Origin of the sequence: Bacillus haimaensis, assembly GCF_048270625.1 — a bacterium.
Lineage (GTDB): Bacteria > Bacillota > Bacilli > Bacillales > Bacillaceae_I > Sutcliffiella_A > Sutcliffiella_A haimaensis.
On sequence record NZ_CP158164.1, the window covers coordinates 3,037,686 to 3,063,388 of the forward strand.

Sequence of the window (25,703 nt, forward strand, 5' to 3'; positions counted from 1 at the left end):
GAATTTATATGAATTTTAAAAACATTAGTGTTGCTGGTGGCGGAGTTTTAGGAAGTCAAATTGCATTTCAATCAGCTTTTAAAGGATTTGAAGTATCCTTATACGATATCAACGAAAGCGCATTAGAAATGACGGATACACGCTTTAAAAATTACATGGAACGGTACAAAGAGGATATCGGAGCTACGCAAGAAGAGTTGGAAGCGGCATACAACCGTTTAACACTCTATACTGATTTGGCAAAAGCAGTTGAAAATGCAGATATTATGATAGAAGCGGTTCCTGAATTGGTAGAAATAAAAAAAGAATTTTATCAAAAATTAGCGAAAGTTGCACCTGAGAAGACTATTTTTGCTTCTAACACATCAACTTTGCTACCAAGTCAGTTCGCTGAATTTACAGGTAGACCTGAAAAATTCTTAGCATTGCATTTCGCTAATGAAATTTGGAAATTCAATGTTGCAGAAATCATGAAACACGCTGGAACTAATGAAGCAATCTTTCAAGATGTAATCGATTTTGCAAAAGCAATTGGAATGGTGCCAATTCCGATCCATAAAGAACAACCAGGATATGTCATGAATTCACTTATCGTTCCGTTTTTATTCGCTGCTCAAAATTTACTTGTAAACGGAGTTTCTGACCCGGAGTCAATTGACAAAACTTGGATGCTCACTTCGGGAGCACCATTTGGTCCTTTCGCATGGCTAGATATTATTGGAATTAATACTGTCTATAATGTTGCTATTACAATGGCAGAACAGGGTAATAACGAAAGCGGTAAAGTAGCGGATTATCTGAAAAGAGAATTTATCGATAAAGGAAAACTTGGAAAACAATCTGGTGAAGGATTCTATAAATATCCAAATCCGAAATATCTAGACAAGGATTTCTTAAAATAATTCAAGAAAAAATCACATCCATTTTCGGATGTGATTTCAGTTTGTAGACAAAAAGGATTTTTTGGAGGAGAACCCAAAACCAAATTTTAAAGTGTTGGGTTCTTCATTGTACTTACATGTTTTTGTAGCAATATTACACATTCAGTTAAGCTTTATGGGTGGGTGGATGGATTAAGAATATGTTATTGCACAATCATTTTACTTTTGGTAATTAGACAATATTAACTCATAACGACAGGTATTCACTCAAGCAAGATTATCTGATATCGACTGGTTTCTTTTGGTCTAATATTATATTTACTGCTTCCGAAGGGTCCGTCCTACCATCCTTCGTTTCAGTAACTGCCGTTAATCTGTTTTCACCTTTTTTCAAATCTACAGAGATTGCAAATGAACCATCTTCCTTTGATTTTCCTTTTGCTTTATCTTTCCCGTTATTTTGTATGATAACAGTACTTGATGGTGTTGCCTGCCCCTTTACTATTACCTTGGATTCTTTTGTGAACGAATCATTTAATGGCGATTCAATCACTGGTACTGGCAAGGAATTATTTACAACTGCACGGATCATCATGTTTCCATAAATGGGATTAGTATTCTGCTCCCAAACCCCATTTAAGAAAAACCAGTTTCGATCATGGAAAGTACTGCTTGTATCACTGTAGAGACTTGGTGATATACGGTCCAAATAACCATCAGGTTGTATATATACCAAGTAAAAATCTCCTGTGACAAAAATGTTTTTATCCATTAAATCAACATGCGTCCATTCCCCATCAGTCCTGGCATCAGCATCAAATGGCCCCGCAATTAGCTTTCCGGGATCACCATTCACACCTGTGGAATCATATACCGCCACTTGAAATCTAGTTCCACGATAAGGAGCTTCTGTATTCACCTTAAATAATCCACCTGTCAACCAAGACTTCGTAACTCCTTTATCCAAGGACATTTTTATAGCAAAGCCATTATTGGCAAAACCAAAAAACCATGAATCTTCAGATGTCCCATCATCATACCCAATCTCTCCATTAACCCCGATAAATCTTTTCAATTCTATATTCTGTGTGGTTTTCTTTCCCGAATCAAGAGTTACCGTTTGTTCACTAAATACATAATCTCTTTTAAACACATGTAAGGTATAGGTACCTTCATAGGCTGTAAGTGCAAACCTTCCCTTGCTATCTGTTTTTACTGGAGTAATGGCTGCATCCTCTACTATAGAAATAATAGCATCCACTAGTGGCTTCCCAGTCTTTTCATCCTTAATAACACCTTTTACCGTTCCCTTACCTAATGGCTCAAGTGAAAAGTCCGATTCAACGATTCCATCTTTTGGAACGGAAACACGTTGGTCCTTGGAGTGAAATCCATAAGCCTCGGCACGAAGAGTGAACTCTCCGGCTTTATATTTCATAGAAAAACTTCCATTAGCTGGATCGGTTGTACTGGAAAATCCAGAATCTAAAACAGTGACCTTACCACCGATCGGTAATACATTGGGGTGGTTAGTATCATCCTCAACATGTGTAGCATTTGGAGCTAAAATACTATCTTCTGATTGTTGTTTCGTATGATTTAATCCTTCAGTGCCTTGCTGCATATATTGCTCAACACCTTCTAAAGGCTGATCTGTTAATGCTATGTCATCCACGTACCAGCCATCATGAAGACGTAACTCATAATCTGTTGCAAAGGCATTCATATAGAAACAGATATATATTTTATTTCCTGCATAAGCGGAAAGATCTACTTCTGCATCTATCCATTCATCAGTCGTATATTCATCGATCCCAGTGGCTTCCGTTCTAGCAAACATTTCCCAGTTTACCCGGTCAGTTGAGACAAGTACTGCCCCGAAATCTGTTGAACCCATTATCCCATCTGGACTAAAGTCATACCATTGCTTAAATTGCAAATATGCATTTCCGCTTTCAGGAATCTGTACAGGTGGCATATTCAGATAGGAATAAGTATTAAAGGCATGTGGGCCATTAAGGTATGTCCCATATACATTTTCCCGGAAAAAGCTTTACCTGGCCCCGCTAGCGGGCTGCCCCATTGCCAATCATTATTTATTCCTTCTGAATACCAACCTTCCGTCCCACTCTCGAAATCTTGGAAATAACCAATCGAGACCGCAGGCTTCACTTCCACATCATACTGTGAGATTACATTATTTTTCCCGTAATCTACTATGATCCATTTATACGAAAACTTGCTGTTCTTTACATCTTCTTCCGGAACTACAGCTTGGTAGGTACCGTTTCTGAAGTCACCTGCTGTTCTTGTTGCTTCTATAGTCTTCCATTCATTATCTACTAAAAACTGAAGTTCAACTGTCTCTACACTGATATTATCTTGTACTTCCACCGTTAAAGGCAATACTACTTGGTCAAATACATACCTTGGTGGTGTATGTTGGAAAGTTGGTTCTGAAATATCCTTCCCATTTTGTCCAACTTGACCTTGAATTGTTCCATTTCCTTGTTGAAATGATTTTATCGCATTGTAAGCGTTAACAAATCCGTGTCCATATCCATAATTCGGAGAAGCAGTATACGCTGAATCTGTCAACGGAATCGCTGTATCTAGCAATATCTCCTCAATTTGATCTATAGTCAATGATGCATTTGCTTGCATAATCAGTGCAATGACTCCGGAGATATGAGGTGTTGCCATGGATGTACCACTCATAAGCCCATATTCATTGGTTTGGACAGATGAACGGATATTAACCCCAGGTGCAGAAACATCAGGTTTCATGTCATTATAAGGTCCAGGTCCGCGAGATGAGAAACCAGCTAGAGCATTGTTATGATCAGTTGCCGCAACTGCAAGAGATTCTGGATAATTCGCTGGAGAAGAAATCCACCCTTCACCGGCAGAACCGGAATTGCCTGCAGCAAATACAGGGAAAATCCCAGCAGCTCGCCAGTTTTCAACCATTGGTCGATACCATTCATCTAAGCCTGGCCCACCGCCCCATGAGTTGTTTACCACATCAGGAGCCATCTCAGGATGGGGATTACCTTCAGAATCTTTTGGTGCTAATACCCACTCCCCTGCTCTAAGGAGATCTACATCGGTCCCACCACTACTTCCGAAAGCTTTAACTGCAATCCACTTTGCACCAGGAGCAACACCAATCTGGTTGCTGCCATCGGACTCTGAACCAACCATCGTTCCCACTGTATGAGTACCATGTTTTAAATCGTCATATGGTGCTTCCTTTCCCCCGATAGCATCAAACCAGTTATACTGATGGTCTGGTTGGTTTGGATTTGCTGGATTGTATCCGCGATATTTTTCTATTAACGCAGGATGATCCCATTGCACTCCTGTATCAATACTGGCCACTACGATACCAGATCCATCGATTCCCATGTCCCAAACCTGTGGTGCACCAACGCGTTCTACACCCCACTCGACTGTTGATTGATCACTAACAGATGTAGTTTCCATACTTGATGTAGGAGTGATCAATTGCCTTGTTTCATTGGGTAAGATTTTTTCAACCTCCTGATATGCCGCAACCTTATCCATCACCTCTTTTGTACCAGTCACTGCAATGGCATTAACCACGTAGAACGATTGAATATCTCTCACATCGCCTTTTTTCTTTGCATCTTCGAGGTAATCCATCACTTTATCTTGAGACTCCATCGCTGTATTCCTCAGCGTTGAAACGATAGCGGAACGGACATAAATCTCCGTATTCATTGTAGATTTTTGCTTCTTTGCTCTTTCTGCTGCTTCTGTTGCAACTCGGTGCGTATCTACTTGATCCTTGAATTTAACTAAGAATGTTACTATTTCCTGCTCATTAAATTGTTCAATAAGTGTAGCGTCTGCCTTATTTATTTGGACTTCATTCCCACTAGTGGATATCGGCATTGGGTTGTTCGTTGCCCTTGCGATGTTCGGCATGATGAAAAAGTTAGTTATCAAAGCGAAAATTAATATGATGCTTAGAGCGGCCTTCACTTTCTTTTTATTAGATTTCAAATAAACTCCTCCACTACTTTTTATTGAATAGATTTATAGATTCCAAAGTTCCTCAAACACTTGATCATTCATTTTAAAATATAGGGATTGCCCGTAACTGATATATCCTCCCTTGATTACACCTAGTGTGACAGTCGTTCCATCATTTAGATGTAAGGTTAATTCTTTATACTGATCATTGTTACGAAAATCGCCTATTTCTGCTTCTATATCTTGTATTAAATAAGGCTTGGCTTTGTTTAATTCTTCTAAAAATGCATGAATTACCTTTAAATTATTTACGTCCATGAAATTATTCGTATTGCTCAACGAATCCTCATACGATCTAGACTTTACATCTTGTACATGATTCACCAAATGCAAATCACCAAAAATTTCGCTTCCATCATTTACAGTGATTCCAGTTAGACTCTCGTAAAACTCTGCATAACCTTCTCCATTTATTTCGTAATAGGTCATAATCCGAAAGTCCTCTTTATACCCTTTTACAGAGTAGACATCGGTTTCCCCTATTGTCGATGCAAACTCTTCCGCATAGTTATCCTGTTTACTCCATTCATCTATACCAGCTTTTGTTTTTCCTAGCTTTTCACCTTTTATCTCTGAAACTTTATTATTATCAATGGTTGTTGGTGATTGGGTATAAATTTTCCCTTTATAAACAATGAGTGGCATCATCTTAGCTGACCCATGATCCGGCAATTCGATAGCAGGTATGGCAACTCCTGAATTAATTGATTGATCTTTCATACTAGATGAGTTCTGTTGAGAACTGTTTGTAGTATTTTGCGAGTTGAAATAACTATAAGCACCAATGCTTAGAGTAATTAAAAGAGCTACAGAAGGGATTAGTTTCGTTACTACCCATCCGCTCGAAGCAAATGCAAATCTTTTTATGGGACCTCTTTTATCCATTTTTCTTGCAGACTCTCTTAATTTTTTTGCAGTGGAGACAACAAACTCATCACTCGGATTTTGGGGATATGTCTCCCGAATCAAATCAAACAAATCCTTGTCATTTTGCATGTCGTATTACCTCCTCCACATTTAGATTCAACTTCTTTTTGAGGTCTTTTATTGCTCGGTGATAATCCACCTTCACCTTTGACTCACTACAGTTAAGGACCTCAGATGTTTCTTTTACGGACAGTTCATTTATCCCCCTAAGAATTACAACAGCCCTATATTTAGGCTTTAACTTAGAGATAGCCTCATGAATATACATTTTCAATTCATTTTGTTCGACTAAATCATTTGGACTTTTATTGGGTGATTCGATCTGCTTGAAAAAACCCTCACTGAAGATGGATGAAAATCTTTTCTTTCTGTAATGATCGACGGCTACATGTTTTGCAATCGAAAAGATCCAAGTCTTCAAATTGTTTTCATTGTTGAAGGCAGATAAATTGTTAAGAACCCTAATAAAAACTTCCTGAGTTATGTCTTCTGCATCGTCTTGATTCCCTGAAAAACAGACAAGAAACCTGTAAACATCTAAATAATATTTACGATAGATTTTACTAATGCTATCTTCTAAGTTGTCCAAATCAATCAAACTACTCCCCCCTCGTTATGTATTCTATTATTAATCGTTTGAACGGATTGAAAGGTTACAAGAATTTTTCACAACAAAAAGCAGAGTGAGTTTTACTCTGCTTTTCAGTTCATTACACCTATGTGATTTCACATTTATCAATTAGTTTTGATAACAATTTTATTGTATAGTGGAAAATCGAAAAATAAAGCGTTTTCTCTATCATTACGAAATGTAAAAAATCCCAAGCTTCATTCTGCTTGATTTTACGAATAACTTAGGATTTAAAAATAAATGTTCAAAACATTCCGTTTTCTGATAAAATGAGGCTTAATAAATTTCATTAGATTGGGGATCATCAACATGGAGAATTTCTATCTGTTTGTGATTATGAGTATGCTGCTTATCCTATTGCCCGGTCCTGATACTGCAATCGCCACCAAGCACACTCTATCTGCTGGAAGGTATGGGGGTTTTAAAACGTTAGCGGGGACATTTTGTGCGTTGCTGATTCATACTCTTGCTGCCGTTATCGGCCTTTCTGCTATCATCGTGAAATCTGCCCTTCTGTTTTCGATCTTCAAATATGTCGGTGCAGTGTATCTTGTGTATTTGGGCATCAAGACGTTATGGGCGTTAAAGAGCAAACCTGCTCCTGGCCCCGAAGACACAGATTCCATAAGAAAATATAAGAATCAGTCTCATTTCAAACAGGGGTTTCTGACAAACATGTTAAATCCTAAAGTTGCAGTTTTCTTTCTGACATTTTTGCCTCAGTTCGTTCATCCAGGCAGCGACACTTTAGTGCCGTTCATCCTTATGGGACTCACTTATGCCATCCTGACCGCTGTTTGGTTTATCATGTATATCCTTCTTGTCGACCAGATCAGTGCATTTATGAAACGGCCAAAAACCACGACCGTTATAGAATCGATAACAGGCGCAGTGCTGATTGGGTTTGGAATCAAACTTGCAATGGAAAAAGCCCATCAGTAATTTCATATAATTATTACATTCAAAGTTTCAAGAGCTCCCTCCCCTTGAGGAACTGAGTTTTTGGAACTTTTTTCTTTTAGACTATCCACACAATAGAAAAAAATGAAATCCACTTTGAACATTCTCAGTCTGAATCACGCACTCGCATTTTTTCAACTTCCTCAATTGGAAGTTTCGCCAATTTAGCCACTCGTTCTACCGACATTCCATCTTGAAGCAACTCTTGTGCAACAAGTCTCTGACCCTCTTCCCTTCCGATTTTTATTTCGAGTTCTTTTCCCAGTTCTTTCCCTATTTCTTTTCCCTCTTCTTTCTCTTGTTCCATCAACTCTCCAAATATCGGCGGTAGGTTTTTTCGATCTAGGTACATCATATCTGTGTCCTCCTTTGATAGGATTATTTCGCTTCTTAGCTTTCTTGTTAATTCTATTGGTATTTGTAGTAGGTAATCAATAAAATAAATGAGTGTGGATACATAGATGCGACGTTCTTCTGGAGGATGGTCGGTGTTTCGGAGTACTAATCGCATTAATTTCAATATAAAGCGAAAACGTTTTTCCATATCATTTTTTGACTCATTGGAAAAATTTGCTGCAAGTATAGCGATAGCAAATGGATTATTGGATTGGAGTAGTTCAATCTCTTCAAAGTCCACTCAACAATCGCTTCGTTACTCTTCTTGATACTTCGCAACTGAATCTCAAACGACAGGATTGTTATGATGATAACCATTCCGATAATTATTTCACTACTCGTTTCACCAGCTTCATTTATTCAACTTTTGAATTTTCACCTATCATCTCATATACAATTTTAGACGAGCTTTTGGATAGAGTTCCCCAATTCGGTTGTCCATCGATTGTGAGTTCTAGTCTTTCATATTCTTCGTTTCTCCAAACACTGTGCTTAAAAGAATTCCAAGTGAAAGTATAATCTGGGGGAGTAATATCCACTACCACATTTTCTTCCCAGTCTGCGTTTTTCAATTCATTAATAAGAGCTTTCACTTTCTTTTTATCTGTAATTTCTCTTATTTTTGCATTGGTTCCATTGCTGTTCCTCTTTATTACAATCAATGGAGTACCGTCCCAGGAACTACTGTATATTCTCTCTTTTGTAGAGTTATTATCAAGATTTCCTCCTGTTGTATCTTGTTGGCACCCAGCTAACATTACGGTAAAGAATAAAATAAGATATAAATATTTCATTCTCATCCCCCTCTAAAACAGATATAGACAATCACCCTAATCGGCAATTGTCCTCTTTCAAATTAAGCTATTTTCCGTCCTTTTCGTGCTTCCGCTGCAAGAACAAGTGGATAAGCTACTATGAGTGCCAAAGTAAGATAAGTGGACTGCTCAAAAAACGATCGGAACATCTCATTCGACCACCGCTCTTCGCCGATTATCCAATAGGCCAAGCTATTGGATATCCCCAATCCGTCATTCGCTTCCGGAATAAGACTTTGCGTATAATTTTGCGCAAGAGCAATAACAGCTAGAATGGAAAGGGCAATTGCCAAAGCCACTCCTTTTGAGAAGGAGTTTTTCACACCAAACCTTTTAAACAATAGTATGGAAGCAATCACTAAAACTAAGCATCCAAAAATGAACATACTTCTTATTCCCCCTTAAATGTTTTGAAGAATTCTTCCCATATCTTTTTTCATTCCAATATACCCATTCAAAGCTTTCTCGTCATGGGACTGGTTATCATATATTTTGACACTCCTATATCAAAAAGGTTTCATATCACTTCAATACAAAGACGGCGGATTATCCGGTACAGCATTAACTAGAATGATATAGATGATAAAAGAAATTGGCAGTGTTAAAAGAAAGATAAGTCTAATGCTTAGGGAAGAGATTCCGCAAAACTCTGCAATTCCACCACAGACTCCAAACAATGATCGATCTTTGGCTGATTTTCTTAATTTGTTTTTATTCAATGTTCTCCTCCTCATCGTCCAGTAATTATTCGTTATAGCTTCTTTCAACTAACTCAAAAACACTTTGAGCAGATTGTTCCGAGAGAGTATAGGTTGTATGTGTATCGACTAAGTTCATGATTGTCCCTGACGACTCTGATATCCAGAGATAATAGACATCTTCTCCAAAGTCAATTTTGTATTCCGGGTCTGACATATCAGCGGTGCCATCTTGCTTAACAGCACTTCTAAATGCCTCTTCAAGAGTTTTAATATCCTCTGGATTTGTAATCTCCATTAAGGAGTTCCCTTCAACCTCTGAAAAACTAACCATTTTATATATAGTTAACGTCTCTATATTTTCAGTCAAACTTGGTGCTACTTTATTATCGGTAGAACATGCAATTAAAGATAAACAACAAATTATGAATAATAGACTAATGAAACTACTATTTTTCATTTTCTTCCCCCTATGGGTCGTGGTTCTTTCTACTAATTTATTTCATTGGTCAAAAGTTCCTTATGAGATTTCGAAAGATCAAGCAATCCGAATTTCTTAGTATCTATTCGCCTAATAAGTCGCACTGCCTCATCCCAAGCCATATCGTAAAGAGTTTTATCAATGACTCCTGTAAGAAAAGCCTGCTCCAACTCATCCGCATCTTTCTCGATCACTTCCCCTGAAGGGAGCACAACAATGTCCAGATATAGATCATCCATATAGGGAATGCCGTTTTCCATACCATTCTCCAGACAAATATCGATATACCATTGCACCACATTACCGCATTTGTCGTACATGGTAGTGACTGAGTGGTTTTCTTTCAACGGAAATTGCTGAAGCCACATGTACCCGTCATCCACAATGCATAACTTTTTCTCACCGTACGAAACGAATAATGGCTCGGTAACTTTCAATGTATGTAACAAAGTAACGTACCCTGTAAAATCGCAGCTCTCTAAATACTTTTTAGCATACCTCCGCTCTAGAATCCTTTTCCAGTCCGACCTGTTTCCGTATTTTCTCTTTAGCACATCCATCCTCCCAACCATTATCCTCTTACTCGGGATTTGAGAATCAAACATAAACAGAGCCTTCTTTATCACCTTATCCTTAACTGATATTTAAATTCTGTTTTTCCATTATTAAGCTATTATAACATTAATTACAAATTTTCTGACAACTAAGTTATTATTAAAATAAATGGAATATAATCATGTCAGTACTTGAAGGAGATGAATTTGAAAAAAATATGGTTTGTTTCTTTGTTACTTTTAATGACTTTTCTATCGGGATGTAAGGATGATACTGAGGTATCCAATACAGACAGTCCGCATAGAACTGCTTTTATGATGGATTTCCTAGCGGAATCAAGTGAAGGTTCTTCAAAAGAATTTGAAGAATTATTTGCAGAGGGAAACGATCAAGAATTTATACAAGAGAGATTTGATTTGATTAAACAGATCCAAACTAACGGGTCGTCAGTCACTACAATGACATTAGTGACATATGAAAATGGCAAGCCGCTCTTGGTTCAATTAGTCTATGATACTAAAACGGAAGAATATTTAATTCATAACGTAGTGGAAGTTCCTGAAGACGTTGCAGCTTTTTTTGAAGAGGCATTTTAGTTGTACCTTCTTTTAACACACATTTTGTTCAGAAACATCTGGAAAACCAGTAAAAAAGATACTTCAAAGGGGATTGCCTATGAAAATAATTTCTAAGAGGAACTTGGTAGTTATAAGTATAATTGGGATTATTCTAACTGGTACAATCGGTTATTTTAAGTTTCCACTAAAGGCTGATCAAGTGATAATCCAATTGGATAATATCGATAAAATTCATTTCGGATTTTATAAAGAGGAATCTATAATGATATATGAGGTAGAGTTGGATGAACCCGAAGAGATCAAAAAAATCTTAGGAAATTTCAATTACTCCAAATACACAAGAATTCCTGGATATAAAAACATTGCAAACGACGGAAGATATTTATCCATGGTCGTTTTCTATGGGGAAGACTTTAAAAATCAAATCTTAGAAATAAACGATCAAGGATACTTGGTTGTTGAAAGAAACACTTACAAATTGACGGAGAATCAGTCGTTGATATTTGATGAACTTTACCAACTTCTGGTTGCTGACCATAAACCTATACATTAATATCGGAAGCGTATATCTTTAGTAGAATATGGGAATTTACTAAAGAAAACATGCTGAGGTGGAATATGACTAGAGCGATTGAGAGTTTAGCTGCGATTTTCAAGAATTTTGTCGATAAAGAACCGAAGCCATTGCTTCACGTGGGCGAAGTTATGGACCTGTGGACCGCTTTTACAGCCTTCCACGAGGCACAGACACTTTACCAGGTTGCTTTGAACACAACAACTGATCCTGAATTAAGGCATGTCCTTATGAATGCTTTTGAGGGTAGTAAAAGTGATACTAAACTAGTGGAGAAATTCTTGTTAAAAGAAGGTGTTCCCCTGCCTTTAGTTAATCCGACCAAACCTATATCTGATCCGATTTCAGTTCCTGAAGGGGTAAAGTTAAATGATGATGAAATAGCGAATCTAATTGCTGTGAAAGTTGCAGCCTCTATTACCTTTTGTGCTCAGGCGATGTCCAAAACGGTTAGGACTGACGTGGGACTGATTTTTTTTGAAATGCAAATTGAATTAATGAAGTTTGCAGCACCTTTAAAAAATTTGATGAAAGAAAGAGGTTGGTTAAGAGTACCCCCAAGATACAATCCTCCTGGCAATCCTAATTCGCAATAGACGATGGGCTTAATTATTTTGCTCCAGGCACTGATAAACAGCCATCATATCCCGTTTATTTAACTCACGGATACGATTGAAAATTGGAATATCCGCAACAGCCTCAATCCTAACACTTTTCTCCACTACATCACTTACTTTGCCAGTAAGCCATGTTTGGACATCTATGCCATCGACAGTCTCCTTACGACCTTCATCATTGATGCCACTTGCATAACAACTTACACATGGAATGGTTAATTTAAATACGCCATCATGGAGATTATCTTCTGAAATCACTTTCTTCCCTTTACAGAATGGACATAGATGACTTGCTTTGATCTTATTGATTTGGGTGACAATCTTTTTGTAGCCGAACGCTTCATACACATAGGTCAATTTTTTGTATTTACCATTGGTGAAATACTTATCAATGATGGTGTCTCTTTTTTCGGTGATATTGGAAAAATCACAGATGGTAATTCGATTATGGACACAGATGGATTCAATATTTCCGCTAATGCTGCCCCAGAATGGTAGGACGTTTTGTAATACCATTTCATAATTGGCGAAGCTTGCCAGATCTAGTTCAAGCATTTTCAACGCGACCTGTGTTTCCCTAGGCAACAGGGAGACATCTTCCGTCAAAGTCATCTCACCGCCAACGATGGCTTTCAATTTTTCCAGTTCCGGTAGTTTCCCTACTGTCTGCATCACTTGATCAAGCGGCTGATGAATGATCTCCCGAATATCCTTGTCGCCAAATTTTAGCTTTTTATGATGGTTTAGCACGGTTCCTTGGCAGATCGGACACGTGATTATCTCTTTTGACTCTTTCATATGCTCTTTAATGATGGATTTCGAAATGAACATATAACGCCCGATGATGATATTAAAGCCTTCCCATGTTCTCGAAGCCTTGCCTGCTTTATCATAGAATGACTTTTCCCAATATCCATACAAAAAGGTTTGCTTTTCTGCATCTGTCATCTCATTGTAGCTTTTACCAAGATCGTGACCGAGCTCATTCTTTATCTCATCAAAAAGGAATTGCAATTTTGGATATTGATAATATTTCAGTACTTCCATCACATCTGGATGCAAAAGGCCATCCCAGAACGGAACGGTTTTGTCCTGAATAACAACATCAATATTAAATTTTTCAATCACCCGTCGGCCGGAGCAGCATGGGCAATGGTTTTCCTGATAATAGAAATCGAAGCTTCCCGTATCTTTATTGGTTGGATGCGCTGCTACAATGTGGTTGATCAGGCCACCAATTTCATAGAGGAAACTATATTGGCTATATAAATGTCTTTCAAGATCAATGGCAATGACCGGTGCGATGGTTTCAGATTCGTATTCTCCATATATCAACCGGGCCATGGATGATAAGCTTTTTAAGATACCACCCTTATAGATGTTCTCTGCTTTTTTGAAATAGTCGATATGGTTTTCTTCTAAGTAGGTAATGCCATTTTGCACCTTGAGTGTGGAAGTAATAGGCGACGGATTAGCACTATCTTCTCTATTTTGAAGACGATAATAATCATCATGACTGACAACATCAAGATGCTCTACAGGTGCAAGCTGCCTTTCACCAAAATCAACGATGAAGTCAGAGTTTTCTAGCATATAGGCATTATGTTCGATCATCATGATAGAGACCGATTCATCCTGCAGAATCCCTCTGACACTATCAATAAATTGGTTTAATATATTTTGTGATAAACCTTTTGAAGGCTCATCAAAAATAAACAGCGTATGTGGATTTCGTGAGTTGGCAAACAGCTCCGACACTAAATGCACACACTGGAATTCACCAGTCGATAATGTTTGAGTCTTTCTTTCCAACGTCAAGTAACCCAGTCCAAGCTTGATCAATAAGCTCAATCGTTTATGTGCGATATCTTCATTAGGCAGCTCCTCAATGATATCTTCAATCGAACGCTGAAAAATATCATCAATATCTTCGCTATATTTTGTAAGCTTCCTTTTAATATCAAGAAAAGTCGCAACGGTCGACCGACTTGTAATCGATTGGTTTCGATCCTGTCCTACGATAACAAGTTTATCTTTTGGATAGCGCTTCAGGAAATCCTTGGCGATACACTCATTGACAAGGGTCGATTTCCCACAGCCACTCTCACCCGTAAAAGTGACAAGTCTATTTTTCGGTATCTGAATTTCAGCCATTTGAATATTACGGCAATAAAGATTCTGGAATTGATAGTATTCTGTTGGTATTTCCTGATTACGTTCCCCAAGGATCGGTTCAGGACGTGGTGATTCTTCCACAATTCTTCCGCCGTATTTCCCGCTGCCAGGTCCGAAGAACAATTGCTCATCGGTTAAGTCGAGAACCGTATCAGAATGATCAATGAGCCAGATTTGATTTTTATAGCCCAGCTGCTTAATCTGTTCTAAAATTTTCAATAGTGTTTGATGATCAAGGCCCACAGAGATTTCATCAATAATGATCACGGTATTTTCACTTGTTGCCATGAATTCCGCCAAGTAGAGTCTTGTTAACTCCCCACCTGACAATGTACCCATGATGCGATTTAAATGTAAGTAACCAATATTCATATTGATGATATTTTGGAGAATATGCTGTTTTGCTTCACTGATATGTAATTCCTCTGAAAGGGAAAGAATCGATTCAACACTTAAATCGTTGATATCGGAGATACTATGTGCTTGATTCTTTAACTCTATCTTATATTGCTCAACCTCCGGATTAAACCGCCTGCCCCCACACTTTTTACATTCGACGTTCTTGGTAGTTCCGCGCCCTTTACAATCCGTACACCATCCCAGAGCATTATTAAAGGAGAAAACCTCCGGAGAAAGATTAAACTTTTCAGCAAGCCTCTCGCGGATCTCTTTGAAAACGCCGGTATGTGTGCCAATTGTGGAACGTGGATTGGATGAAATCGATGATCTTCCAAGAAAAAGGACTAACGGCATTTCTTCCATCTTGATGGCACTGAAATTCGTTTCCATTATATTCGAGAATAAATACTGATATTCAGCCTTTGGCAATAAGGATACAAGCCGCTTCTTGGACTCTTCACCAATCGTTTGACAAAAAGTTGTTTTCCCAGATCCTGACAAACCAGCAATTCCTAAAGATTGATCTTCCGGCAAGACAGCATTCAATCGGTTAATATTATTGGCAATTAATTGATTTATTTTCATCGGATATCCTCTCCACTCTCTTCTCTCTAAATCTAGTATTGCCATATTAGCACAACTTCAAATTAATTTGTCGTAATTTTTTTATTGATAAATCCCCGCACTGTCCAAATACCCATTTTTGGCTAATAAACATTTTTTTTGAATAAGTATAATACATTCTTACTAAAACAAAGTCATAGCTAGTTTGAAAATACACTCATATTGTAAGGGGCGGTTTGGTGGATGAAAAAAGTATTATTATTTGGAGATCCAGGCATCGATGACTCCTTAGCTATTATATATGCATTATTAAATCCCAATATTGAACTTGTTGGGATTGTAACGAGCTATGGGAACGTCACTAAAAATCAAGCAACAGCAAATGCCTATTTTTGCTTCAGATTGCCAATCAAACACATATTCCAATAATCCCGGGGGCCTCTAACCCTGTACAGCAGGAAGACATGATGTATTATCCTGAAATCCACGGAGCAGAAGGGATAGGTCCTATTCGTCCTCCAAGGGATATGAAATACTCCATTTATCCCTTTGACACAATTAAACGTATACTTAATCAATATCAGAATGAACTTATCATTGTTGATACCGGGAGATCTACAAGCTTAGCAACAGCATTAATTCTCTATAACGAAGAGTTTAAAAAAGTTAAAGCCTTTTATATTATGGGCGGAGCTTTCTTCATTCCTGGAAATGTCACAGCATTAGCAGAAGCGAATTTCTATGGTGACCCTACCTCCAGTAACTATATTCTAAAAGTTGTCAATAATTTAACTATCACACCACTAAACGTTACCCAAAACGCATTGTTAACCTCTGATATGATCGAATACTTGATTCAAGCGTCCGATTCTCCATTTGAATTTTTACTTACTCCTATTTTTGAATATTATTATAAGGCTTATCAAAAGCTTGTCCCAGGCATTCAAGGCGCACCTATTCATTATCTCCTGACGGTTATGGCAGTAGACGACCCTTCCATCCTGGTATATATTTATTATGATGCCAAAGTAATCGACGGAACAGTTGAAGCTAAGGGACTTTCCTATATCGATCTGAGGCCAACAAGTAAAAAAGGAAAAACAAGGATTGCTGTCAAGCTGCATTATGAAAAGTTTGTAGAGAATTTCTTTGATGTAATGTTGCAAAGAAAAGGTGAAGGGTGTAATGACAAGCCGTAAGAAGAATGGAAAAACCTTCATCCATAAAAAAGAACTTTCCCAATACCTGTTCTGGAATTGCGGCAATATCAATAAAAATCACATCCGAAAAAATAACCCTCGGTTACCTAATACCAATTATTTCATAAAACTTTATTTTCACAAGATTTTTCCTAAAAAAGGGACCTTATGCTCCTTCTAAAATTTTTGCGGGAAGTATCTTTACATTTGTTTAATACATTGATAAAATATTTGATAATTTAATAACCAAGAATTGTAATTGCGATGATGAGAAGAGTAGATAAAATTAATTCTTTGCAGAGAGCTCCGGATGCTGAAAAGGGGTAAGAATTTTTTATTGAACCAAGGCTCTGAGCATTCACACTGGAACTTATCTTTTAAGGGATAGTGTGACAGGTGCTCCTGTTATAGAGCTAGGGTATAAGTATTGGATTAATACCGTACCTGATGAGGTTAATATGGCAACATATTAACAAACTGGGGTGGTACCACGGATATAAAATCTCGTCCCCAAGACTAATTAAGTCTTGGGGGTGGGATTTTTTTTATTGGATAAAAGCTTTGTGCATGATTTTAATAATCAGTGGAGGGATTAAAATGAACGAGAAGAAAATAGAAGTTGTCAGTAACAATTTGGAAAAAATTGTTGATGAAGATATAAAAAATGGTTCATTCAGCAGAACGATTTGCACAAGGTTTCCTCCCGAGCCTAATGGCTATCTCCATATTGGAAGTGCCTATGCCATCAATATGAACTATAGGATTGCTCAAAAGTTCAATGGAGATTTCAACCTTCGCTTTGACGATACGAATCCTTTAAAAGAAGAAAGCGAATATGTTGACTCCATTATTGAAGACATTAATTGGCTTGGCTATTCTCCTGGTAATCGGATATTTTATGGTTCGGACTATTCAAATGAGATATTTAATGTAGCAATCAGCTTAATTAAATCCGGAAAAGCTTACGTTTGTGAATTATCACAAGTACAAATCAAGGAATATCGCGGGACTCTAACAGAGCCTGGTAAAAATAGTCCGTTTAGAGACAGAGCAGTTGAGGAGAACCTAGATTTATTTTTGAGGATGAAAAATGGTGATTTTCCAACTGGTTCAATGGTGTTACGAGCAAAAATTGATATGGCTTCCCCAAACATGAATTTAAGAGATCCGATTCTTTTTAGAATTATCCACGCAAGCCATTATAGAACGGGTAATCAATGGTGCATATATCCAATGTATGATTTTGCCCACCCTATACAAGATGCTATTGAAGGTGTTACGCACTCATTATGCTCTATAGAATTCAAAGACCATCGACCGTTATACGAATGGGTATTAACAGAACTAGAAATAAGTCAACCTCCAAAACAAAGAGAGTTTGGAAGAGTTAATATAACCGGTGTATTGACAAGTAAACGGTATTTGAGGGAATTGGTAACAGGAAATGTCGTAGATGGATGGGATGACCCCAGACTACCTACTATAAGCGGCCTAAGGCGAAGAGGGTTTACTCCCGAGAGCATAAGAACTTTTATAAATGACATCGGTTTTATAAAACATCAAAGTATTGTTGATATTGCAATGCTTGAAAGTACTCTTAGGAACGAGTTAAAAACAAAAGTGAATAGTGTGATGGCTGCATTGAACCCTTTAAAGGTTACGATAACCAATTATCCTGAAGACAAGACCGAACTTCTATCAATTGAAAATAATACAGAAAACAAAGAGTTAGGCAATAGAGAAGTTCTCTTTTCAAAAGAACTATATATTGAAAAAGAGGACTTTATGGAAGTGCCAACAAAAGGATTCAAAAGATTATCTTTACATTCCGAAGTCCGATTAAAAGGTGCCTATTTTATTAAATGTAATGAAGTGATAAAAGATGATGCTACAGGAGGAATACTTGAATTAAGATGTACCTATGATCCAAAAACCAAAAGCGGGACGGGGTTTTCTGAAAGAAAAGTTAAGGGGACTATTCATTGGGTTTCCGCATTAAATAGTGAAACAGTTGAAGTTCATCTTTTCGAAAAACTGTTTGAAGATGAAGACATTGTAAAGGATACAGAAAAAACATGGGAGCAAAAAATCAATCCAAATTCTAAAGTAGTTCTAAAAAATTGTAGAATTGAATCTTGGATTAAAAACGCAAAAATCGAAGATAGATATCAATTTTTGCGACACGGGTACTTTTGTTTGGATAAACACTCAACGGATAAAAAGTTAATCTTCAATAGAATTGTCTCATTGAAAGACCCCTGGAAAGGGAAACAAGGGAAAAAATGATCAAGTAACAAACAATTTAGTAACATATGTGGAAATGAAAACGCAGGAAACACATGACTTCCTGCGTTTACTTTATTTTTCAGTTAAAGTTTTTTTTATAATATTAAATATTATATACTCCTTCTACTTAGATCAGGAATGAGTAATATAATTTGAAGTGGCACTATTTCATCTTAATTCCTTCGTCTGCAATACTGACCTTTTGTAAGAAAAACAATACCCGCTTAAAAATTTAATTAAATTTCATAAATTAGATACATCTTTCTAAATTGCCTAGGGGAGGATATTTTTGTGCGTACAAACTAGAGGGGTGACGCATTATGAATATTATTAGGAGGATGGTCATGGGTATATTAAGCGGAAATCCAAAAGATGAGCCAATGCATTATGGTGAAGTATTTGGAACTTGGAACTACTTGCTAACGGCGAAAAGTACAATAGCGGGTTATCAAATGCAATTAAATCATGCAGGAGATGAAGATCTAAAGAAACTTTTGAAAGACAGCATAGAAAGTGGACAGGAAGAAATCAAACAGGTGGAAACACTTCTAAAGGAAAATGGAATTGGCTTACCACCAACTCCTCCTGAACCACCACATGCATGCTTAGATGATATTCCAACAGGAGCTCGTATGCCTGATCCTGCAATTGCAGCAGCATTATCTGCAAATGTTGCTGCTGGATTGGTAGCCTGTAGCGCAGTTATGGGGCAATGTATTCGTGAAGATATTGCAATGATGTTTGGTCAATTTCATATGCAAAAAGCCCAACTGGGAGCAAAAGCTTTAAGGTTGAATAAGGAAAAGGGATGGCTTATCCCACCTCCGCTGCATAAAAACAAGAATGAACACTGTGAATAAATATTAAAAGGGACCTCATCTGGGTCTCTTTTGTTTTGTACTTTGCTATTTATACTCGTTGTTAGGCATTCCCTTTTTGAACAAGTCTATTCATTAGTAACCACAATCTTTTTGGCAAAGTGCTGCCCGTCAACTGTTTCTATCCATACTTTAACCTCTTGATTTTCTTTCAAATCAAAAATAGTGCTTATTTTCCCACTAACTTTTGTGTCCTCTGAAAAATGAATTTCTGGAGTATAGGCTTCCTCTTCAGGGTCTACTTTTAAGGGGTATAAGATAAATTTACTCTCTTCTAATGCTCCGACAATACCGTAATGATCTGGTTTTGTTATATACCATATTGATAGGAGAACCAAGGCAACTATTAATAATAATGAAAGTAGGAAAATTTCTTTTTTCACTCTATTTGTCATTGTATCCTCCTTTTCGTATTCGACAATCCTGGCTGAACCTTTAATAAAGCAAAGGCGAATAAGGGACCGCGATTTAATTAGATTTTTGCTTTTGCTTGTATAGGAATATGGAAGTAGCGACTAATACTAGGGTCCCTATCTGCCAGCCCCATCTTAGTGAATCTTCAAACATTATATAAGAAAGGTAAGATTGAAATGATAGCCATCCTTTAAAGGGTAGAATAAATATTACTGGAATTAGACTTAAAACAATTATTAATATGGAGATAAATATAATAATTTTTGATACTCTTTTCACATATATCCCTCAATTTCCTTCTAGTTATTGTTCTTCCGATCAATTTCTATAAGCTTTCTTTTAATCCCCTCAAGTTCAGAACGAAGAGCCTTCATATTCTGTGAGGTATCAATTCCAGCACGAACAGCGTGCATAATAATAAAGAACAGAATAATTAATCCGATAGTGACATAAAAAAAAAATCCATCCCGTTTCATTCCCTTTTATGCTATTCCCAAGTCTCATTCAATCTATCGGAATAGAATTCAATCGCTCTTTTGTATCTCAATATTTCATTGTCTGATGTGGTGTCTATCAAGCATTTCAGAAGAATCTCCATTGCACTGCTATGCTCTTTCATATTATATAAGGTCATGGAATAGAACACTTGGATTGCTCTATTATTCGGAAATGCTTCCATCCCACGCTGAAATGTATTCTTTGACTTTTCATATTCTCCTAATGATCTATATGTGCTTCCTACTTACATTCATAGCATAATTTCATGAAAAGCACCCCCCGTTCAACAAGCAACTGCTCATCTTTTATCATCAAAAAAGTTTTAAGTCCAAAGAAATGAATATATATTTTTGCATTAGCAAAAAATATGGAAGAGGTGAAAACAAGTGGAAATTGATAATTTAAAACTTACATCTTCCGAAATAGGAACACTATGGGGGGAGTATGTAAATGGAACAATGGCCGAGATAGTAAATAGGTATATGATTTCTATTTTGGAAGACGAATCAATAAAGAAAGTTTTTGAAATAGCCATTGAGACATGGGAAAAGCAAAAAAAGCAGCTTGTTTCTTTTATTGAGAAAGAAGGATTTCCAGTTCCCATTGGATTTACTGAGTCCGACCTTAATAAAGGTGCAGAGAGATTGTTTTCTGACACATTTTGTTTAAACTATTTACATATTATGACTATTCATGGTTTGTTGGGTCATACAACTGCTTTAAGTGTATCTGTCAGAAAGGACTTACGGGAATTTTACAATTCATGTGTTAATGATGCAAAAAGTATGTACGATTTAACCATTGAGTTATTGCTTAATAAAGGAAAATTCCAAAGAGATCCCTATTTCTATCCTAATGAGAGCCCTGAAATTATTACTACCAAGGATTTTACTGATGGATTCTTCGGAAAAGGGAGACTTTTAACTGCTACAGAAATAATCAGTATTTCTCTAAACATTAAAAAGGGCATTATGGCAAAAGCACTTTCAATCGGATTCAGTCAAGTCACTGTATCGAAAGAAGTAAGGAAATTTTTTGAGGAATTAGAAAAAGCATCAGATGAAAACTTACAAACCCTTTCAAATATTATGCACAAAGATAATTTGCCAGTTCCAATGTCGTGGGAATCAGAGGTTACAACGTCAACAGACTCACCTTTTTCAGATAAATTAATGTTGTATCATATGGGTTTCTTGACTCAAACTGCACAAGTATATTACGGGGCAGGTCTAGCAGGATCCATGCGGACAGACCTTGCTTTAGCTTATGAAAAAGCAATTCTAAAAACTTTGTCAATTACCAAAAACTGGTTTGATATTATGGTTAAAAACAAGTGGTTAGAACAGCCACCACTTGCTCCCAATAGAAAAGAACTTGCACAAGATAAATAAGATATCCCCCTCTTTGGTGAGGGGGATATTTTAACTTAGGTTCTTAATTTAATGGATATTTCCTACATATAGTAGTTATTTACTTCTTCAAGATGCTCAACTTAAGCCAACCGTTTGTTAAGTAATACTTTTACGAAAGATCAACTTTTTGAAAGTGTTCAACTGTCGGGAATGGGTAATAAAAATGATGAAGTTGATTTTTCCATTCTTGATATTCGTTTGATTGTCTAAATCCAACTGTATGATCTTCTAAAGTTTCCCAACTCACTAATAATAAATACTTCCCCTCTGCTTCCATGCAACGCTGTAGTTCGTGGGATATATAGCCCTTCATCGATGAAATAATTTTAGATGCCTTACGAAAAGCTTCTTCATATTCCTGTTCCATACCTTTTTTTACTTGAAGCATGACAGCTTCTAATATCATAAAAGCTCCCCCTCAATATACTTACGTCTTATAACACCTTTTTAAAACAAATAATACGATTTGCTTCACTGAATCCCAATTTAAGATGCATGGCCAAGCTTTCTTCATTTTCTAATTCACAGTCACTAGCAAACTCTTGACAACCTTTTTTCTTAGCCCAATTCTCACAAGCATTAACTAGTTTATTAGCAACGCCTTGTTTACGAAAGGCTTCTTTTACGTAAATTCCTTCTAAATATCCTACCGGACTTGAACTTGTCCCTTCTACATAATCATATCGCAGCTGGCATTGTGCAAACCCAATTGCTTCACTGTCATGATAGGCTAAAACAACCGTTGCGTCAGGCTGTGCAATAAGTTTCGCTATTTCTTGTAAAAATTCCTCTAATGTGTGATCTGGCCAAAGCAGTAAAGCAAGGTGAGCAGCTTCTTGTACTTCCTCTAATGTCGCCTCTTTTAGCATATAGAACCTCCACTCTAAAAAAATTATTCCACTCCACTTTCTAAAATCGTGAAAGTCCCCTTTTCACAATTAATTTCTGCCATTGCGCCATATGGCAAAATAAATTTCGGTTCGGTATGACCGAAATTCAAGTTATAAAGAATCGGCAAATCCTCCAAATCATATTCCTTCATGACCCTTTGGATTTCTTCTTTATACTCGTCGTAATACTTCTCATCTTGTGGTTTACCAAAAATGATTCCCTTTGTCTTTTGAAGAATCCCTTGTGCTGCATAATTACGTAACCAATATTTTATAAACGCTGGTTCTGGCTTTTCTTCAGATGTTTCAAAGAAAAGAATGCTATTCTCCCAATAATTTTTCTCAGGCCAAAGTTCCGTTCCTTTTGCAAATTCAAGTACTTCAATGCAACCACCAATCAAATGTCCTTGTGCTACACCTGCGCCTTGTAGTACCTCGTACCCTAAGTTTTTTCTCATTGTACGTCGTCGGTTCTTATTCTCTTCTATCCATTCTAATCGCTCACTCGTCCATTCTTTAGCCGGCTGGATTTCACCAATAATCTCATTTGAAAAGAGCGTTCGATTCACCATTTCAATTGTATAAGGATCCATCTCCACGTTTTCAGCAAAATCGGTTAAAATTGCTGGACCGTAAAAAGAAGAAATTCCTGCTTTATGACAAAATAAATGCGAAACGGTCACATCAGAGTAACCCATAAAAATTTTCGGGTTTTCACGGATGACATCAAAATCTATATAGGGAAGTAAGCGAATACTATCTTCCCCACCTATATTTGCAATGATCCCTTTTATACGCTCATCCTTAAATGCAGTCATCAAATCTTCCGCACGAGCTTGGGGATTCTGATAAAGATAGTCTCCACCTTTCAAGCTATTTGGCATTGGGACAACCTTAAGAACGAAAACTTCTTCTAATCTCTTAACACCTTGCTCAAAACGCCATCCAATTTCTGGATCGCCTGCCCCTCCCCATGAAGGACTTACTGTCGCAACAATATCTCCTGGCTGCAATTTTTTCGGCTTTACTAGCATATTAACTACCACCCTTATATAACTCGGTTTTCTACGTATGGGTTTAATTTCTATATAATCATCAAATTACCTGCTATTATTCGGAAATACTGTCCTTTTTCTTAATCGCTATTTTTCCAAGTTAATAATTGTTGTACAAAAAATTGACTCCTTGAAAAAAATCCAACAACCCATATTACAGGGTTGTTGGATTTTCAGACAGCTAATACACGCCTTTCACAAATTTCAAACATTCCTAAATCTTACCCTAACTGACGTTTAAAAGCTTTATTGGCGAAGACGTAGGCGATGACCATGATCCCGACGCACCAGGCAAGCGCGGTCCAGATATCGTTGCCCACAGATCCTTCATACAAGAGGGCACGAATCGCATTCACGATTGAAGTCACGGGCTGGTTCTCAGCGAACGCACGGACGATTTTAGGCATGGTTTCGGTAGGGACAAAAGCTGAACTGATGAACGGAAGGAAAATCAGCGGATACGAGTATGCAGTTGCCCCTTCCATCGACCCCGCTGTCAATCCTGGAATAACAGCTAGCCATGTCAGCGCTAGCGTAAACAGCCCTAGTATCCCAGCTACCACGATCCAATCCAGGATATCCGCCCCAGAACGGAAGCCCATCAAGAGCGCGACTAGGATAACCACAATAACAGTAAGCGCATTGGAAATAAGCGAGGTTAACACGTGAGCCCATAATACCGACGAGCGCTTGATGGGCATGGTAATGAAACGCGCCATCAGCCCGCTCTTTACATCCGTGAACAACCGCAAGGAAGTGTAAGCGACGCCGGATGCGATTGCCATCAGCAAGATTCCCGGCAATAAATAGTTAACGTAGTTGTCCGTACCTGTCTCTATGGCACCGCCAAATACGTAGACAAACAGCAACATCATCATAATCGGCGTAATCGCCACCGTGATAATCGTATCCGGACTTCGCATGATGTTACGCATTAAACGCCCTAGTAATACCCCTGTTTTATTTTTCATTTACTTCTCCTCCTTTTTGCCGATGATTGCGAGGAAAATTTCTTCCAATGTCGGATGCTTTTCGATGTACTCCACTTTTGCTGGCGGGAACATCTCCTTGAGTTCGGCAAGGGTACCGGTCTTAATGATTTTACCGTCATGCAGGATGGCGATTCGGTCCGCTAGTTGTTCGGCCTCCTCTAGGTACTGGGTCGTCAGCAGGATGGTCGTGCCGCCACTGGCAAGCTCCTTTACGGTATCCCAGACTTCAATCCGCGCTTCGGGGTCAAGCCCTGTCGTAGGTTCGTCGAGAAAAATGACTGCTGGGGTCCCGATCAGGCTCATGGCGATGTCAAGACGGCGCTTCATCCCTCCGGAATACTTGTCGGCCCTGCTGTCGGCCGCATCGGTCAGACTGAATTTTGCTAGCAGATTGTCGGCTACTTGAGCAGGATTGGAAACTCCACGCAACTTGGCGACCATCAACAGGTTTTCCCGCCCGGTGAGCATGCCGTCTAATGCTGCAAACTGCCCTGTCAGGCTAATGCTCTGGCGAACTTGGTCCGCTTGAAGCTGGACGTCAAAGCCGCAAATACCTACTTCACCGCCATCAGGCTTCATCAGTGTGGAGAGGATGTTGACAATCGTCGTCTTCCCCGCTCCATTTGAACCTAACAGTGCGAAGATTTCGCCACGCCGCACCTCAAAGTCCACCCCTTTTAATACTCCCTTGTCTTTAAAAGATTTCTTCAAACCTTTTACAGAAATCGCTGCATTGTTCATACTTTTTCCCCCTTATAAAATGCGCAAC

Annotated in this window: 25 protein-coding genes, 2 pseudogenes and 1 other annotated feature; of the genes and pseudogenes, 9 read left to right on the plus strand and 18 right to left on the minus strand. The window is 37.9% G+C overall.

Features of this window, described 5'->3' with window-relative positions; genetic code table 11:
* Window positions 1-8 precede the first annotated feature (8 nt).
* The gene (locus ABN702_RS15490; protein WP_417897678.1) at window positions 9-902 is read left to right on the plus strand and encodes a 3-hydroxyacyl-CoA dehydrogenase; all 894 of its coding nucleotides are present in this window, start codon (window positions 9-11) and stop codon (window positions 900-902) included.
* Between the two features lie 256 nt (window positions 903-1,158).
* Here ABN702_RS15490 and ABN702_RS15495 read toward each other — a convergent pair whose 3' ends face one another.
* From ABN702_RS15495 to ABN702_RS15510, 4 genes are read right to left on the minus strand one after another with little or no spacing between them, the layout of a single operon-like run.
* Entirely contained in the window at window positions 1,159-2,859 is a 1,701-nt protein-coding gene (locus tag ABN702_RS15495; protein ID WP_417897679.1) for a carboxypeptidase regulatory-like domain-containing protein, read from the minus strand.
* Between the two features lie 2 nt (window positions 2,860-2,861).
* Window positions 2,862-4,910, minus strand: coding sequence for a S8 family serine peptidase (locus tag ABN702_RS15500; protein WP_417897680.1), 2,049 nt, complete (start codon window positions 4,908-4,910; stop codon window positions 2,862-2,864).
* 33 nt (window positions 4,911-4,943) lie between these two features.
* Complete coding sequence (locus tag ABN702_RS15505; protein WP_417897681.1) at window positions 4,944-5,936, minus strand: hypothetical protein; 993 nt, start codon at window positions 5,934-5,936, stop codon at window positions 4,944-4,946.
* A complete protein-coding gene (locus ABN702_RS15510) occupies window positions 5,926-6,465 on the minus strand; it encodes an RNA polymerase sigma factor (protein ID WP_417897682.1) in 540 nt (179 codons plus the stop codon). The genes ABN702_RS15505 and ABN702_RS15510 overlap by 11 nt, the downstream gene beginning before the upstream one ends.
* Window positions 6,466-6,807: 342 nt before the next feature.
* Here ABN702_RS15510 and ABN702_RS15515 point away from each other — a divergent pair, with 342 nt between their 5' ends.
* Window positions 6,808-7,440, plus strand: coding sequence for a LysE family translocator (locus ABN702_RS15515; RefSeq protein WP_417897683.1), 633 nt, complete (start codon window positions 6,808-6,810; stop codon window positions 7,438-7,440).
* A 124-nt stretch (window positions 7,441-7,564) separates the two neighbouring features.
* On the opposite strand, the gene ABN702_RS15520 is transcribed toward ABN702_RS15515, so the two are convergent.
* From ABN702_RS15520 to ABN702_RS15545, 6 genes are all read right to left on the minus strand, one after another.
* Window positions 7,565-7,813 (minus strand): hypothetical protein, encoded by a 249-nt coding sequence (locus ABN702_RS15520; RefSeq protein ID WP_417897684.1) that lies wholly within the window; start codon window positions 7,811-7,813, stop codon window positions 7,565-7,567.
* Between the two features lie 397 nt (window positions 7,814-8,210).
* Complete coding sequence (locus ABN702_RS15525) at window positions 8,211-8,648, minus strand: hypothetical protein (protein WP_417897685.1); 438 nt, start codon at window positions 8,646-8,648, stop codon at window positions 8,211-8,213.
* Window positions 8,649-8,710: 62 nt separating this feature from the next.
* Window positions 8,711-9,055, minus strand: a complete 345-nt coding sequence (locus ABN702_RS15530; protein ID WP_417897686.1) for a hypothetical protein — start codon at window positions 9,053-9,055, stop codon at window positions 8,711-8,713.
* A gap of 141 nt (window positions 9,056-9,196) precedes the next feature.
* Window positions 9,197-9,403 carry a PspC domain-containing protein gene (locus tag ABN702_RS15535; protein ID WP_417897687.1) on the minus strand — a complete coding sequence of 69 codons (207 nt, stop codon included), beginning with the start codon at window positions 9,401-9,403 and terminating at the stop codon, window positions 9,197-9,199.
* A 10-nt stretch (window positions 9,404-9,413) separates the two neighbouring features.
* Window positions 9,414-9,827 (minus strand): hypothetical protein, encoded by a 414-nt coding sequence (locus ABN702_RS15540; protein WP_417897688.1) that lies wholly within the window; start codon window positions 9,825-9,827, stop codon window positions 9,414-9,416.
* A 32-nt stretch (window positions 9,828-9,859) separates the two neighbouring features.
* Window positions 9,860-10,408, minus strand: a complete 549-nt coding sequence (locus ABN702_RS15545; RefSeq protein WP_417900932.1) for a DUF402 domain-containing protein — start codon at window positions 10,406-10,408, stop codon at window positions 9,860-9,862.
* A gap of 201 nt (window positions 10,409-10,609) precedes the next feature.
* On the opposite strand from ABN702_RS15545, the gene ABN702_RS15550 reads away from it, so the two are divergent.
* The 3 genes from ABN702_RS15550 (at window position 10,610) to ABN702_RS15560 (ending at window position 12,151) form a co-directional block, all read left to right on the plus strand.
* The gene (locus ABN702_RS15550) at window positions 10,610-10,999 is read left to right on the plus strand and encodes a hypothetical protein (protein WP_417897689.1); all 390 of its coding nucleotides are present in this window, start codon (window positions 10,610-10,612) and stop codon (window positions 10,997-10,999) included.
* 79 nt (window positions 11,000-11,078) lie between these two features.
* Complete coding sequence (locus ABN702_RS15555; RefSeq protein ID WP_417897690.1) at window positions 11,079-11,534, plus strand: hypothetical protein; 456 nt, start codon at window positions 11,079-11,081, stop codon at window positions 11,532-11,534.
* 65 nt (window positions 11,535-11,599) lie between these two features.
* A complete protein-coding gene (locus ABN702_RS15560) occupies window positions 11,600-12,151 on the plus strand; it encodes a DUF3231 family protein (RefSeq protein WP_417897691.1) in 552 nt (183 codons plus the stop codon).
* A 9-nt stretch (window positions 12,152-12,160) separates the two neighbouring features.
* On the opposite strand, the gene ABN702_RS15565 is transcribed toward ABN702_RS15560, so the two are convergent.
* Window positions 12,161-15,331, minus strand: coding sequence for an ATP-binding cassette domain-containing protein (locus ABN702_RS15565; protein ID WP_417897692.1), 3,171 nt, complete (start codon window positions 15,329-15,331; stop codon window positions 12,161-12,163).
* A gap of 222 nt (window positions 15,332-15,553) precedes the next feature.
* On the opposite strand from ABN702_RS15565, the pseudogene ABN702_RS15570 reads away from it, so the two are divergent.
* The 3 genes and pseudogenes from ABN702_RS15570 (at window position 15,554) to ABN702_RS15580 (ending at window position 19,655) form a co-directional block, all read left to right on the plus strand.
* Window positions 15,554-16,509 (plus strand): annotated as a pseudogene (locus ABN702_RS15570) (nucleoside hydrolase).
* A gap of 255 nt (window positions 16,510-16,764) precedes the next feature.
* Window positions 16,765-17,024: a binding site (T-box leader), on the plus strand.
* Window positions 17,025-17,106: 82 nt separating this feature from the next.
* Window positions 17,107-18,795: a glutamine--tRNA ligase/YqeY domain fusion protein gene (locus ABN702_RS15575; protein ID WP_417897693.1), complete on the plus strand. Its 1,689-nt coding sequence runs from the start codon at window positions 17,107-17,109 to the stop codon at window positions 18,793-18,795.
* Window positions 18,796-19,139: 344 nt separating this feature from the next.
* Window positions 19,140-19,655 (plus strand): DUF3231 family protein, encoded by a 516-nt coding sequence (locus ABN702_RS15580; protein WP_417897694.1) that lies wholly within the window; start codon window positions 19,140-19,142, stop codon window positions 19,653-19,655.
* 86 nt (window positions 19,656-19,741) lie between these two features.
* Here the strand turns inward: ABN702_RS15580 and ABN702_RS15585 are convergent, their stop codons facing one another.
* Complete coding sequence (locus ABN702_RS15585; RefSeq protein WP_417897695.1) at window positions 19,742-20,068, minus strand: hypothetical protein; 327 nt, start codon at window positions 20,066-20,068, stop codon at window positions 19,742-19,744.
* A 506-nt stretch (window positions 20,069-20,574) separates the two neighbouring features.
* Window positions 20,575-20,829: pseudogene (locus ABN702_RS15590) on the minus strand (tetratricopeptide repeat protein); the annotation flags it as partial.
* Window positions 20,830-20,971: 142 nt separating this feature from the next.
* On the opposite strand from ABN702_RS15590, the gene ABN702_RS15595 reads away from it, so the two are divergent.
* Window positions 20,972-21,976, plus strand: a complete 1,005-nt coding sequence (locus tag ABN702_RS15595) for a DUF3231 family protein (protein ID WP_417897696.1) — start codon at window positions 20,972-20,974, stop codon at window positions 21,974-21,976.
* A gap of 130 nt (window positions 21,977-22,106) precedes the next feature.
* Here ABN702_RS15595 and ABN702_RS15600 read toward each other — a convergent pair whose 3' ends face one another.
* The 5 genes from ABN702_RS15600 to ABN702_RS15620 all read right to left on the minus strand — a co-directional run bounded on the left by ABN702_RS15600 (window position 22,107) and on the right by ABN702_RS15620 (window position 25,675).
* Window positions 22,107-22,403: an antibiotic biosynthesis monooxygenase family protein gene (locus ABN702_RS15600; protein ID WP_417897697.1), complete on the minus strand. Its 297-nt coding sequence runs from the start codon at window positions 22,401-22,403 to the stop codon at window positions 22,107-22,109.
* Window positions 22,404-22,431: 28 nt separating this feature from the next.
* On the minus strand, window positions 22,432-22,866 hold the full coding sequence (aac(6'), locus tag ABN702_RS15605; RefSeq protein WP_417897698.1) for an aminoglycoside 6'-N-acetyltransferase: 435 nt from the start codon (window positions 22,864-22,866) through the stop codon (window positions 22,432-22,434).
* Window positions 22,867-22,889: 23 nt separating this feature from the next.
* Window positions 22,890-23,921 carry a S66 family peptidase gene (locus ABN702_RS15610; protein WP_417897699.1) on the minus strand — a complete coding sequence of 344 codons (1,032 nt, stop codon included), beginning with the start codon at window positions 23,919-23,921 and terminating at the stop codon, window positions 22,890-22,892.
* A gap of 242 nt (window positions 23,922-24,163) precedes the next feature.
* Window positions 24,164-24,913, minus strand: a complete 750-nt coding sequence (locus tag ABN702_RS15615) for an ABC transporter permease (RefSeq protein ID WP_417897700.1) — start codon at window positions 24,911-24,913, stop codon at window positions 24,164-24,166.
* Window positions 24,914-25,675 (minus strand): ABC transporter ATP-binding protein, encoded by a 762-nt coding sequence (locus ABN702_RS15620; RefSeq protein WP_417897701.1) that lies wholly within the window; start codon window positions 25,673-25,675, stop codon window positions 24,914-24,916.
* Window positions 25,676-25,703: the final 28 nt, after the last annotated feature.